Raw genomic sequence first — 12,732 nt, forward strand, 5'->3', positions numbered from 1 at the left:
CTGATTATCGAATTGTATTAATTAATCCCAGCATCTGATCGCCCATCGTAATAGATCTTGAGTTCAACTGATAGGAACGCTGCGTTGTCATGAGATCTGTTAATTCTTTCGACATGTCCACATTTGACGTTTCCAGTGCACCTTGCTGAAGCTGAATCGCCTCTCGGTTTGCACCATTTAGTGCTGTTAGTGCGCCTTGATAGGTTCCGTCGACTGAGAACAAATTATCTCCTTCAGAGACAAGTGCTGATGAATTATTGACTTGTACAACGCCTAGATTCACTTGCTGATTCGGTTGATTATCTCTTGAAATCGCCGTAAGCCGTCCATTTTTATCGATTGAAATATCACGGAAATTCGCATTTAAGACGATCGCATTCCCATTTTCATCAAGAATTGGATAGCCTTCGCTCGTGACAAGCTGTACTTGGTTACGGTTATTGCCCGGCTGTAAGTAAAGTGAACCATCTCTTGTATAACGGATATTACCGCCGGCGTTGACCTGCAAATACTGCGACGGCGCTCCGAATGCAACATCAAGATCACGTCCAGTTTCTTTAATTGAGCCTTGCAGCGAGTTAATGGACGCATTGACCATTGTCCCCGTACCAAGCCTTAACCCAGCAGGTGTCAGACGACTGTTTGCCACCTGCTCATTTTTTTCATCTACCTGGTTAAACTGCTGTCTGATCAGCTCTGAGAAACGGGTGTTTTTCGCGCGGTACCCTGTTGTCTCACTGTTCGCGATGTTGTTGCTGATGATGTCAAGCTGCTTTTGCACTTCATTCATCGAGACAGCTGCGTTTATCATCGTTCTAAGCATAAGTATCCTCCTTTCTTTTTATTTCTTGATTAGTACACTCTTCCAATTTCATTCACTGCTTTTTCTAAGCTTTTATCATATGCCTGAACCACTTTTTGGTTTGTTTCAAATGCTCGATAGGCTGTTGTCATATCTGTATATGATTTTGTCACATCGACGTTTGACAGCTCCGATACGCCTTGGCTTAACGTATAGGACATTTGACCGTTATTGACTGCACTTGGAAGGGGCTGATTATCAGCTGTACGGTATAAATCATTTCCTTCACGCGCTAGGTTTCTTGTATCCATCGCAACTCGTACATCGATTTGACCAAGATTTTGGCCATTTTCAGTGACAGTACCATCTGCATTCACTTTGAAATTCTCACTCTGAACCGTAATCGGCTGGCCGGTCACGGAAAGAAGAGCACGTCCATTAATGGTCAACTGATTTTGTGCGTTCAATGTAATGGAGCTGCTTTTTGTATAACGAACGCCTTCTGGTGTGTTGACCGCATAAAATAGCGCTGATTTCTGATTGGTCTCCGGATTGATCGGCACATTATTTTCAACTAGTGCTACGTCTGTTGTTTGATCTGTTGTTTTTAAAGTTCCCTGTGTAAATTGAGGGATTAATTCCTGCATATATGTCCCAGTATTGATTCCACCAATCGGCGATTGCAGTGGAACACTAAAGCCTTTGCCTGAGGATGTTTGGAAACGTCCTGATTCCATTCGGCTCAGCAGCATTTCTGGAAATGCACGCATTGCCCCTTCATCTGCTTTATAACCTGGCGTATTCGCATTTGCGATATTATTTGAAAGCATTTCTGTCCGCCGCTCTTGAGCAATCATGGCAGATGTTGCGGTGTATAGTCCTTTTAACACGTGCTCACCTCATTCAAATTCTTTCACATGACCTAAACACAATCTTCTATGAAATATATCGGCTAATTAGCAGGGTTCTTTAATAAAAATCCCCCATTCTTTCTAAAAAGAATGAGGGAAATCATTAGCTGAGTTTACGCTTTGGCAGCTTGTCCATATTATCAAGCATCACGCCAGTACCAACTGCTACACAGTCCATTGGATTTTCAGCAACGAAAACCGGTACTTTCAGCTCTTCTGCAAGCAATTGATCAAGCCCATTTAGAAGAGCTCCGCCACCTGTAATGATGACGCCGCGATCGATAATATCAGCTGATAATTCAGGCGGTGTTCTCTCAAGAACTTGTTTCGCAGCCTGAACAATCGCAGATACAGATTCACGCAATGCTTCTTCTACCTCTTTGCTTGTGACGGTAATCGTTCTTGGTAATCCTGTCACCATGTCTCGTCCACGAATTGAAATCTCTTCGTGACGTGCGTCTGGGAATACCGTTGCAACTTGGATCTTAATATCCTCAGCCGTGCGCTCACCGATCAACAGCTTGTACTCTTTTTTAATGTAGTTTAGAATTTCCAGATCAAATTTGTCTCCAGCCATTTTAATAGAAGAGGCGGTTACAATGTCACCCATTGAGATGACAGCGATATCTGTCGTTCCGCCTCCAATATCTACGACCATGTTTCCACTTGGCTGAAAAATATCCATACCAGCACCAATGGCTGCTACTTTTGGCTCTTCTTCAAGAAATACATGCTTACCACCGCTTTTTTCAGCAGCTTCTTTGATCGCCTTCTGCTCAACAGATGTAATGTTTGTCGGGCAGCAGATGAGCATACGCGGCTTAGAGAATAGCCCTTTCACATTTAATTTGTTAATAAAATGCTTGAGCATCGCTTCAGTTACTTCAAAATCAGCAATTACGCCATCTTTTAATGGACGAATCGCAACAATATTCCCAGGCGTACGTCCAACCATACGTCTAGCCTCTTCTCCAACAGCCAAAACTTTCCCGCTGTTTTTGTCAAGAGCTACCACAGATGGTTCATTTAACACAATTCCTTTTCCTTTGACATGAATCAGTACATTGGCAGTACCAAGATCAATTCCAATATCCCTAGCAAACATCTATATATATCCTCCTTGAAAATCTGTTTCCATAGCAAATACCACATTCTGCCCTAATTATATATTCTATCATAATTTGCAGAAAAAAAGATATTTCTTTACAAAAGTCTTTACAAAATTTGTGGTTAGAAACTACCGATATGAGGAAGATATATATATCATGTTTATGAACAAAGAACTAAGCTTACTGTTTCACAGGCTCGCCTTCTAAAATTTCTTCTTTTTTATACTTTAACTTGGTGGCTTCTCCTCCTCGCAAGTGGCGGATTGATTTATGATAATCCAGTATCTCCTTCACTTCATTAGCCAGATCTGGATTAATTTCTGGCAGCCTTTCTGTTAGATCCTTGTGTACAGTACTTTTAGAGACTCCAAATTCTTTCGCAATAACACGAACGGTTTTCTTTGTCTCCACGATATACTTTCCTATCTTGATTGTTCGCTCTTTGATGTAATCGTGCACACCACTCGACCTCCCTAAAATGGATGTGAGAAGTGTGAAATGAGATCCGTATGAAGATTATCCATTTTCAGCGGCGCTTGTTCGTCGTAATTTCTCATCCAATAGGTAGTAAATGCCAAACACGATCCCTCACCTCAAACACTCTCTTTGTCAGGTTTGTAACAGTGTATTAGCATTGAATAGGGAATATGCTAAAAATGAAGATGGGACAAGGGATTTATCAGAAAAGGCAAAACAAAAAATCATTTCGGGGCGCGAAAATTTTCACTTTACAAGAAAGGATTCAGCACGTAAAATAGAAAAGGTGAATTTATTTACCTAGCTAAATATTTAAAAAAGGTGAGCATATGGATACGTTAAATAGAGAGTGTTTACATCAAATACATCAAGGCGCACGACTGCTGTCTAAAAAGGCGAACGAAGCGCTTGCTGCTTATGACTTGTACATGTCCCAGTGGACTGTGCTTTTTTGTTTGGATACATTCGGCCCGAAAACCCAAAAAGATATCTGGACATATTTGAACGTCGAAGCACCGACGATCACCAGAACCGTCACCCGTTTAGAAGCAAACGGCTGGGTGAAACGTGTACAAGGAAAAGACAAACGTGAGAATCTGATCGTGATGACAGATGATGCAAAAGCCCGATTTGAAGAAATCAAACGCACGATGGAACAATTTGAAGAAGAATGTCTTTCAGATTTTACCTACGAAGAAAAACAACTCCTCCATACACTTTTACACAAATTATCAACTGAATAGGAAGTGACATACATCATGAACGAACGTATTTGGACAAAAGACTTTATTATGATTGTCCTGGTGAATTTATTTACGTTCACCTCTTTTTATGCCCTTTTGACATTACTGCCCATTTACACAATGGATGAACTAAATGGAACAGAATCACAGGGCGGCCTCCTTGTGACGGTCTTCTTATTGTCTGCAATTGTGACAAGACCTTTCTCGGGCGCCATTATTGAGAAATTCGGCAAAAAACAGATGGCGATTTTCTCTTCTACGGCCTTTGCCTTACTCACTTATTTATACATCCCGATTGATCAATTCCAAACGCTTCTTATACTGCGTTTCGTACAAGGGATCTTTTTTAGTATTTTGACGACAGTAGCCAGTGCCATTGCGGCTGATATGATCCCGAAACATAAACGCGGGGAAGGACTCGGATACTTTGTGATGTCCATGAACCTCGCTGTTGTCATCGGTCCATTTATCGCACTGAATCAAGTAGGAAAAATAGGATTTCATTCCTTATTTCTTCTCTTTTCCATTATCGTAACGATCGGAGCCGCTTTTACGATGCTGATTAGACAGCCAGAGCCGGAAAACGGAGGAAGCATCGTCTTCCGATTCACGTTTTCTCACCTGTTTGAAAAAGGCGCATTAAAAACAGCGGCCGTCGGCATCATTATTTCCTTCTGTTATTCGCCGATTATTTCATTTATTTCAGTTTATGCAAATTCACTCCATTTGATGGGTGCAAGCAGTTATTTCTTTATTGTGTTTGCGGCTGCAATGCTTGGATCACGTCCATTTACAGGCAGACTTTTTGACCGAGTTGGAGCTCACGTTGTGATCTATCCTTCGATTGCCCTTTTTGCCATTGGTTTATGGATGCTGACAGCGACACATTCAGCCACAATGCTTCTTCTATCAGGCGCTGTGATTGGGCTTGGCTACGGATCACTCGTGCCATGTTTACAAACACTTGCGATTCAGCACTCACCAGCCCACCGTACAGGATATGCGACGGCCACTTTCTTCACCCTGTATGATACGGGCATTGCTGCTGGCTCATTTGTCTTTGGACTCCTTGTCAGCTTCACAGACTTTTCAAATGTTTACCTCATTGCGGGTATTGTGGTCTTACTGAGTATGGGCGTTTTTTATTGGAGCGAACGAAAACCCCAGGAAGCAAAAGCACAAAAGGTCTCCCTTTCAGAATAAAAGGATACTATTTTAAACTTCACCGGAAACATGCTAAAATATAGGATATTTCAAATAGAGCATACAGGCTTTTTTGAAAAATAGTTGGTATTAAGCGAAAGTATAGGTGATGTTTTGAATTACGAATTGTTTAAAGTCATACACGGGATGGCTCACCATTCTGAGTTTTTAGATCAGGCCATGATTTTCATTACAAAAAAGGCCATACTTGTGTATGCCCTTGTCTTATTGATTTGCTGGTTTTTAGGGAATCATAAATTTAAGAAGCATGTCTTCTTTTCCGGTGTAACAGGCATTGCAGCACTTATCGTCAACTTTGCCATTACATTGTTTCATTATGAAGAGCGGCCGTTTGTGGCGCATAAAGTCGACACACTCATCCCGCACTCAGCAGACGCTTCCTTCCCAAGTGACCATACAACAGGTGCACTGGCTCTTTCATTAGCCATTCGATCCCGTAATAAAAAGCTCGGCAACATCTTGCTCGTCTTTGGATTACTCACAGGATTCTCCCGCATCTGGGTTGGTCACCATTATCCATTTGATGTTTTAGGCAGCTTAGTCGTATCGATTGTGGTTGTCTTTATCATGAATAAATTATGGAAGTTCTTTGACTCACCTATTGATCGTATCGTGACATTTTACGAGACAATTGTGGGGAAAATTTTCAGAAGGAAGACAAAGGATCAGGGCTCAGACCTGTCCAATTCTTAAGCGGTTTTGCGATAACGTGATGAAGATTCTTCTCTCACTTATCGTGCCGCTTTTTTTATTGACTGTCTCCCTCTAACCATACTGGAAAAATAAAGACTGACACCAATGCCAATAAGAGAAATGATGATAAGCGTCCAGCCTAATTGCGCAAAATGAGAACCAGCAATTTCATCCCCAAAGAGCATGCCAAGCACAGCAGATGATAGAATGGAACCAAGGTAGCGGCATGTTTGAAAAAGTCCAGAGGACGTGCCAATCATTTGCTGAGGACTTGCTTTGAGCATCGCAGCTTGAAGCGCAACATTCCCAATTCCATAACTGAGTCCAAGCAGCGCTAGAACCAATCCTTTCCCCCATAATGGCGCAGGAATAAAAAAGAAAGTCATTGCAGACGCTCCAGCCAGCATCAATACTGCACTCGCTAAAACTGGATGGCGTTCATCCCCGCGATCTACCCACTTTCCTGTCAGAGGCGACACAATAATGCTCACCCCTGACATACACAGCATAAAAAGACCCGTCATCTCCACACGCCAGCCTAACTCATCTTGAAAATAACTGGGCAAACCAAAAAAGAGACAATAGAAAAAGATATTTAAGATGATAAATTGCACATACACAAGTGACAGCCGCTGCTCTTCTCTGAACATCCGAATTTGAATAAACGGTTCATCCACCTGATACTCCCACCAAATAAAAGCGCCTGCACTCAGGAGACAAAGAATGCCTTGAACATATTGAATGCCATCACCGAGTGATAATAAAAATGAAAGCAGGAGAACAATGCAGACAGTAAAAAGAAGCATCCCTGGCAAATCGAGTGTTCGCACGGTTTCGCCTATGCTCAGCTTTCTCTTCTTCTGCTCCTTCGGAAACAAAAATAGACCGAGAAAGAAACTGATCAAAATAAACGGCAGATTCACTAAAAAGATAGCCGGCCAGCCGCCAATGGTCATTAGAAATCCGCCAAGCGTCGGCCCAAGTGCCGTCATCGCTGAAGCAAAAATGGATAATACCGCTAACGCAGAAGCCTGTCTTTCTTGAATATGATCCCGAATGAGTCCGACCCCAGAGGGATAAATGGCACTGCTTCCAATCGCCTGTAACAGACGGATCACAATCAGCACCACAAACGTTGGGGCAAACGGCGCACAGATGGCAGAGACTGCGACAAGAACGAGACCGAATAAAAATAAGGTTCTCCGGCTCATGACATGATCCCCAATCCGGCCGCTCACCGGCTGCGTCACTGCACTAGCTAAATAAAAAGAAGAAATAAGCCAAGATACTGTCGTAAACGACAAACCGAATTCATGCTGAATTTGATGCAAGGCCAAAGAAATCATTGATGAATTCAGTGGATTCAACATCGTTCCAAAGGCAATAGCGGTTAAAAAAACTTTTCGATTGTCTTTCCACTTGTGCATACACTACTCCTCTTTCTGGCATGTTCTTTGCCCATCCTCCCGTTATTATGAGATTCAATTCCCTTTTTTACCCTTATCAAATCGAGTTCTCTCTCGGAAAAGCTAGACATACATTTTAAAAAGGGCGGCATTTGGAAAAGCACATATAAAATTGAGAATATGAGGAAGGGATGGTAATATTCATTTCATATTTAAAAGCCTACTTTCTCCTTACAGGGAGAACGGCTGAAAAGGAGGAGAAGCTTATTATTAAAAAAAGACGGTTTTGGGTCCCAGCCCTTTTCTCGGTTGCAGTATTACTTCTGTCTTCGTGTGGTTCAAACGAAACAAATGGGAACGGAGATAAACGTAATTCTACAGCGAAAGGGTCGCCAATTTTGGAGGATGGAAAATTTATTTTTGCAGCATCAGGTGAATTTCATCCGTTTAGTTACATGGATGGAAATCAGATGTCTGGCTTCGATATCGACGTAGGCAATGCGATTAGTGACAAACTAGGCCTCGAGCCTATACAGAAAAAATATAAATTCGCAGGCATTGTCGAAGGTGTGAAAGCAGGTAAATTTGATGCGGCAGTTGCAAGTCATACCATCAATGAGGAACGAAAAAAACACGTCCTTTTTTCTAAGCCCTATTACTACTCTGGTCCGCAAATTTTCACAAGACCTGGAGCAGACATTCAACATGCTGATGACTTAAAAAACAAAGAAATTGCTGTATCAAAAGGATCGTCCTACGCTGATATTGCAAAGGATCATAGCGGGAAAGAACCAAAATATTATGATAGTGATGTCGTCGCCTTAGAAGCACTAGCCAACGGAAAACACGATGCAGTCGTGACAGATTTCGCCACAGGTGCCGAAGCGATGAAGAAAAAATTGAAAATCACAGCGCAGGAAAGACTCGGACAAAGCGAGCAGGCAATTGCTGTATCAAAAGAAAATAAACAGCTCATAGAAGAGATCAACGATGCGATTGATGCATTAAAAAAAGACGGAACATTAAAACAAATTAGCGAAAAGTACTTTGATGAAGACATCACGGTCAAACAAGATTAAAACCACGATTGTGCGCCTTTTTATAGGCGCACTTTCTTCAAATGGAGATGATTGTTTTGCCTACCTTATCACATTTTTTTCAGACACTCATTGATTCTAGAGGCATTTTCTTAGAAGGAATGCTGATCACCTTACAGCTCACGGTGATCAGCATCTTCATCGGTATGTTCATCGGGCTCTTCTTTGCTTTATTGAAAATATCCCGTGTAGCCATTTTCAGTTATATCGCCAATGGTTATATCTTTCTTGTACGAGGAACACCACTTGTTGTTCAAATTTTCATCCTATATTTCGGTCTCACCGAATTGAATATACCCGACTTCTGGGCTGCTTCCATTGCGCTCGCCTTTCATAATGGCGCCTATATCGCAGAAATATTTAGAGGCGCCATCCAATCCATCGATCAGGGGCAAAAAGAGGCAGGACGCTCTCTTGGCATGGGTCGTTTTTTAACCATGAGGCGCATCATTCTCCCACAAGCGATGCGGCGTGCCCTCCCCCCTCTTGGCAACCAGTTCATTATCGGTTTAAAAGATTCATCACTCGCCGCCTTTATTAGTGTGAATGAACTATTTAACGTTGCCACCACGCAAGGCTCCAACAGCTTTGATAATATGACGTATTTACTTGTTGTAGCCGTCTATTACTTAGTTCTTGTCCTGCTGTTAACATTCGCTGTCCAAACCTTTGAGAAGAAATTATCAGCCAGTGACCAATAGGAGGAGTAGCATGACAGAATCAAAGGAAATCATTCGTGTTGAAAAACTCAATAAATACTTTGGAGAGCTTCATGTTTTAAAAGATATCGATCTCACCGTATATGAAAATGATGTGGTCGTCTTAATTGGAGCAAGCGGTTCTGGAAAAAGCACCCTGCTCCGCTGTATGAACTATTTAGAAATAAAAAATGACGGAGATATCATCATCGATGGCAGTCCTGTTCATCCAAAGCGCGATCAATTGAACGGAATGAGACAAAAAATAGGAATGGTGTTTCAGCATTTTAATCTTTTTCCGCACAAAACTGTTCTTGAAAATATCATTGAAGCACCTATTATGGTGAAAAAAACAAAGAAAGCGCAAGCCATCGCCGAAGCCAGCGCCTTGTTAGAAAAAGTCGGACTTGCGGATAAAGCCAACGTATATCCTTCTAAACTATCAGGCGGTCAAAAACAGCGTGTAGCCATCGCCAGATCTCTCGCTATGAAGCCTGATGTCATGTTATTTGACGAACCTACGTCTGCCCTAGATCCAGAGCTTGTAGGCGAGGTACTGCAAACGATGAAAAGCCTCGCAAAAGAAGGCATGACCATGGTCATTGTCACACATGAAATGGGCTTTGCGAAAGAAGTTGCTGATCGTGTCGTCTACATGCACGAGGGCCGCATCGTCGAAGAAGGCGTCCCTTCGGAATTGTTTGATTCTCCTAGGGAGAAACGTACAAAACTGTTTCTCAGCTCCATTTTATAGGTCAAACGCCCTTCATTATTAGTGCTTAACTGACGTTTTTGCTCATTTTTTACGAACTTTTCATCCATTTATATTGAACTTAACCAAAAAACCATGTCAGATAAACTTACATGTATATGTTATATATGACTTTTCTCTCTATAATGAAGAATTAAGAAAACAATAATTCTGAATGATTCGGGGGAATGCAGCATGCAAATGGGTGATACAGTATTTATGTTCTTCTGCACACTACTCGTGTGGTTAATGACACCGGGTTTAGCTTTATTCTACGGAGGACTCGTGAGAAGTAAAAACGTGTTAAGCACGACCATGCACAGCTTAACATCACTAGCGATTGTTTCAATCGTATGGATCGTATTCGGCTATTCCTTGGCATTTTCACCAGGCAACGCGTGGATCGGAGGCTTAGACTGGGTGGGCCTGAAAGGCGTAGGCTTTGCGCCAGGTTCCTATAGTGATACGATTCCACATTCATTGTTCATGATGTTCCAAATGACCTTTGCCGTCTTAACAACAGCCATCATTTCAGGTGCCTTTGCTGAACGGATTCGCTACTCAGCAGTCGTTGTATTTACACTCCTTTGGGTCACATTTGTATACGCTCCAGTCGCACACTGGGTATGGGGCGGCGGTTGGATTGGCGAGATGGGTGCGCTTGACTTCGCAGGCGGAAACGTGGTTCACATCTCATCCGGTGTTGCAGGTCTTGTCGTGGCGATTGTGCTCGGGAAGCGTAAAGACGCAGCAAGCTCTTCTCCGCATAACTTGATCTACACCCTTCTCGGCGGAGCTGTCATCTGGTTTGGCTGGTTTGGTTTTAACGTGGGGAGTGCTCTTACATTAGACAGCGTGGCCATGTTTGCCTTTATTAACACCAATACAGCCGCTGCTGCAGGAATCATCGGCTGGCTGTTAGTAGAGTGGATGATCAACAAAAAACCAACCATGCTCGGCGCGATCTCTGGAGCCATCGCAGGTCTTGTCGCCATTACACCTGCCGCAGGCTTTGTTACACCGTTTGCTTCTATTATTATAGGATTCATTGGCGGGATCGTCTGTTTCTGGGGCGTCTTTTCACTCAAAGCCAAATTTGGCTATGATGACGCACTAGACGCATTCGGCCTTCACGGAATTGGCGGTACTTGGGGAGGAATTGCAACAGGACTTTTCGCCACAACTTCTGTCAATGACGGTGGAGCCAATGGCTTATTTTACGGAGATCCCAGCTTACTTTGGAAGCAAGTGGTCGCGATTGTTGCCACGTACGCTTTTGTTGCCGTTGTGACATACGTGATCATCAAGTTGGTCAATGTCTTCTTCAAAATTCGTGCAACCGAAGAAGAAGAATCCGTGGGTCTTGATTTAACCATGCACGGTGAAAAAGCTTATCAAGATTAAAGAAAAAGGGGTGTCTCTATGAGCAAAATGTATAAAGTGGAGATTGTCACACGTCCAGCTAATTTTGAAACATTAAAGGTGGAGCTTGGAAAGATTGGTGTCACCTCGATTACCTTTTCAAATGTACACGGCTGTGGCTTACAAAAGGGACATACAGAGCTATACCGCGGTGTCAAAAGAGAAAGCAACGTGTACGAACGATTAAAGATCGAAATCGTCCTAAGCAAAGTACCTGTCGAACAGGTGGTTGAAACAGCTCAAAAGGTACTTCGTACAGGCGAACCAGGGGATGGGAAAATTTTTATATATGAGATAGCGAATACAATCAACATTCGGACAGGTGAAGAAGGACCTGCCGCCCTATAGTTCATCCTCCGCCGAGTGGCGGAGGATCTTTTTAAGCAGAAAAAAACCTCTGCATATTTTTATATACACAGAGGACCTTGTAAGACATTAAGATTGTTTTGTTTCTTCTGACTGACTGCTGTCTTTAGAGGAACCAGAAGACTTTTCTTGATCAGAGGATTTCCCCTTCTCATCAGACTTTTCTTCCGATTTTTCTCCAGCTGGCTCTTTGGCTTTATCTTCAGCAGCAGGTTCCTTCGTTTTTTCCTCAGTCTTTGGCTGAGCAGGTTCTTTTGCTTGTTCCGTCACTTCTTGCGCTGCTTTTTCAATCGTAGAAACAGGCTTGTCAATGAAGCTAAGCGGATTAAGCGCTAAACCTTCCATACGAATTTCAAAATGCACATGGTTGCCGCTTTCAGCGCCATATAGGTTTTTACCAGAAGCACCAATGACATCATTCTGCTTCACTTCATCGCCTTCTTTGACACTCACTTGTGACAACGATTGATAGACAGTTGATAATCCATCTTCATGTTCAATTTCAACGACATGACCAAGAACTGGATCTTTTTTCGCTTGAACCACTGTTCCACTAAGAGCAGCTGTGACATCAAACACTTTGCCATCTTTATCTGCAAGATCAATACCTTTGCTCAAGGTATAGGTGTTATTATAGTTTACAAGTGCTGCTTCTTTTTCTTTTTGGTCAGCATCTGCTTCATAGAACTTTTTCACGACAGAAACATTATCAGAATTCTGGACCGGCATTGCGACATTTTCAATTGGCTTTCCAACTTCAACAGCATCATCGCGCTGTTCTTGCCCTGTTTGATTTCCATCAGATAGTTGGTCTTTCACATCTTTTGATACAGCTTGATACCAAAGAACGGCTGTTAACACGACCGCTGCGCTGACCAAGTAAATAGCAGGGAATACCCAGCGCTTACGGAAAAATTGCTGAACTTTTGTGATTTTGGAAGTACGTTTCTTTTCTTCCTCTCTCATTTTTCATCACCTCAGCAACATTCTGAACACTTTTCAAAAAATATATACACACGAAATCATTTTTCTT

The 12,732-nt window shown here is 42.4% G+C and carries 14 protein-coding genes; 8 read left to right on the plus strand and 6 right to left on the minus strand.

Annotation, left to right across the window (positions count from 1 at the left end; all coding sequences use genetic code 11):
• Positions 1-4 precede the first annotated feature (4 nt).
• From QSJ46_RS02705 to spoIIID, 4 genes are all read right to left on the minus strand, one after another.
• The gene (locus tag QSJ46_RS02705) at positions 5-823 is read right to left on the minus strand and encodes a flagellar hook-basal body protein (protein WP_047202527.1); all 819 of its coding nucleotides are present in this window, start codon (positions 821-823) and stop codon (positions 5-7) included.
• 29 nt (positions 824-852) lie between these two features.
• Positions 853-1,692: a flagellar hook-basal body protein gene (locus tag QSJ46_RS02710; RefSeq protein ID WP_039182029.1), complete on the minus strand. Its 840-nt coding sequence runs from the start codon at positions 1,690-1,692 to the stop codon at positions 853-855.
• A 124-nt stretch (positions 1,693-1,816) separates the two neighbouring features.
• Positions 1,817-2,818, minus strand: coding sequence for a cell shape-determining protein Mbl (gene mbl / locus QSJ46_RS02715; protein ID WP_007497573.1), 1,002 nt, complete (start codon positions 2,816-2,818; stop codon positions 1,817-1,819).
• Between the two features lie 184 nt (positions 2,819-3,002).
• Positions 3,003-3,281, minus strand: coding sequence for a sporulation transcriptional regulator SpoIIID (gene spoIIID / locus QSJ46_RS02720; RefSeq protein ID WP_008343327.1), 279 nt, complete (start codon positions 3,279-3,281; stop codon positions 3,003-3,005).
• A 347-nt stretch (positions 3,282-3,628) separates the two neighbouring features.
• Here spoIIID and QSJ46_RS02725 point away from each other — a divergent pair, with 347 nt between their 5' ends.
• The 3 genes from QSJ46_RS02725 to QSJ46_RS02735 all read left to right on the plus strand — a co-directional run bounded on the left by QSJ46_RS02725 (position 3,629) and on the right by QSJ46_RS02735 (position 5,959).
• Entirely contained in the window at positions 3,629-4,042 is a 414-nt protein-coding gene (locus tag QSJ46_RS02725; RefSeq protein ID WP_024423697.1) for a MarR family winged helix-turn-helix transcriptional regulator, read from the plus strand.
• A gap of 15 nt (positions 4,043-4,057) precedes the next feature.
• Positions 4,058-5,245 carry an MFS transporter gene (locus tag QSJ46_RS02730; RefSeq protein ID WP_039182032.1) on the plus strand — a complete coding sequence of 396 codons (1,188 nt, stop codon included), beginning with the start codon at positions 4,058-4,060 and terminating at the stop codon, positions 5,243-5,245.
• A 114-nt stretch (positions 5,246-5,359) separates the two neighbouring features.
• Complete coding sequence (locus QSJ46_RS02735) at positions 5,360-5,959, plus strand: undecaprenyl-diphosphatase (protein WP_024423699.1); 600 nt, start codon at positions 5,360-5,362, stop codon at positions 5,957-5,959.
• A gap of 38 nt (positions 5,960-5,997) precedes the next feature.
• On the opposite strand, the gene QSJ46_RS02740 is transcribed toward QSJ46_RS02735, so the two are convergent.
• A complete protein-coding gene (locus tag QSJ46_RS02740) occupies positions 5,998-7,386 on the minus strand; it encodes an MFS transporter (protein WP_285604247.1) in 1,389 nt (462 codons plus the stop codon).
• 170 nt (positions 7,387-7,556) lie between these two features.
• Between QSJ46_RS02740 and QSJ46_RS02745 the strand changes: the two genes are divergently transcribed.
• The 5 genes from QSJ46_RS02745 to QSJ46_RS02765 all read left to right on the plus strand — a co-directional run bounded on the left by QSJ46_RS02745 (position 7,557) and on the right by QSJ46_RS02765 (position 11,681).
• Positions 7,557-8,444 carry a transporter substrate-binding domain-containing protein gene (locus tag QSJ46_RS02745; RefSeq protein WP_224929679.1) on the plus strand — a complete coding sequence of 296 codons (888 nt, stop codon included), beginning with the start codon at positions 7,557-7,559 and terminating at the stop codon, positions 8,442-8,444.
• Between the two features lie 41 nt (positions 8,445-8,485).
• On the plus strand, positions 8,486-9,163 hold the full coding sequence (locus tag QSJ46_RS02750; protein ID WP_285604248.1) for an amino acid ABC transporter permease: 678 nt from the start codon (positions 8,486-8,488) through the stop codon (positions 9,161-9,163).
• 10 nt (positions 9,164-9,173) lie between these two features.
• Positions 9,174-9,914, plus strand: a complete 741-nt coding sequence (locus QSJ46_RS02755) for an amino acid ABC transporter ATP-binding protein (RefSeq protein WP_212039620.1) — start codon at positions 9,174-9,176, stop codon at positions 9,912-9,914.
• 192 nt (positions 9,915-10,106) lie between these two features.
• Positions 10,107-11,315, plus strand: a complete 1,209-nt coding sequence (locus tag QSJ46_RS02760; protein ID WP_285604249.1) for an ammonium transporter — start codon at positions 10,107-10,109, stop codon at positions 11,313-11,315.
• Between the two features lie 18 nt (positions 11,316-11,333).
• Positions 11,334-11,681 (plus strand): P-II family nitrogen regulator, encoded by a 348-nt coding sequence (locus QSJ46_RS02765; protein ID WP_039182051.1) that lies wholly within the window; start codon positions 11,334-11,336, stop codon positions 11,679-11,681.
• Positions 11,682-11,768: 87 nt separating this feature from the next.
• Here the strand turns inward: QSJ46_RS02765 and spoIIQ are convergent, their stop codons facing one another.
• Positions 11,769-12,665, minus strand: coding sequence for a stage II sporulation protein SpoIIQ (gene spoIIQ, locus QSJ46_RS02770; protein ID WP_047202533.1), 897 nt, complete (start codon positions 12,663-12,665; stop codon positions 11,769-11,771).
• Positions 12,666-12,732 lie beyond the last annotated feature (67 nt).

This window comes from Bacillus sp. YKCMOAS1, from assembly GCF_030268125.1.
GTDB lineage: Bacteria > Bacillota > Bacilli > Bacillales > Bacillaceae > Bacillus > Bacillus safensis.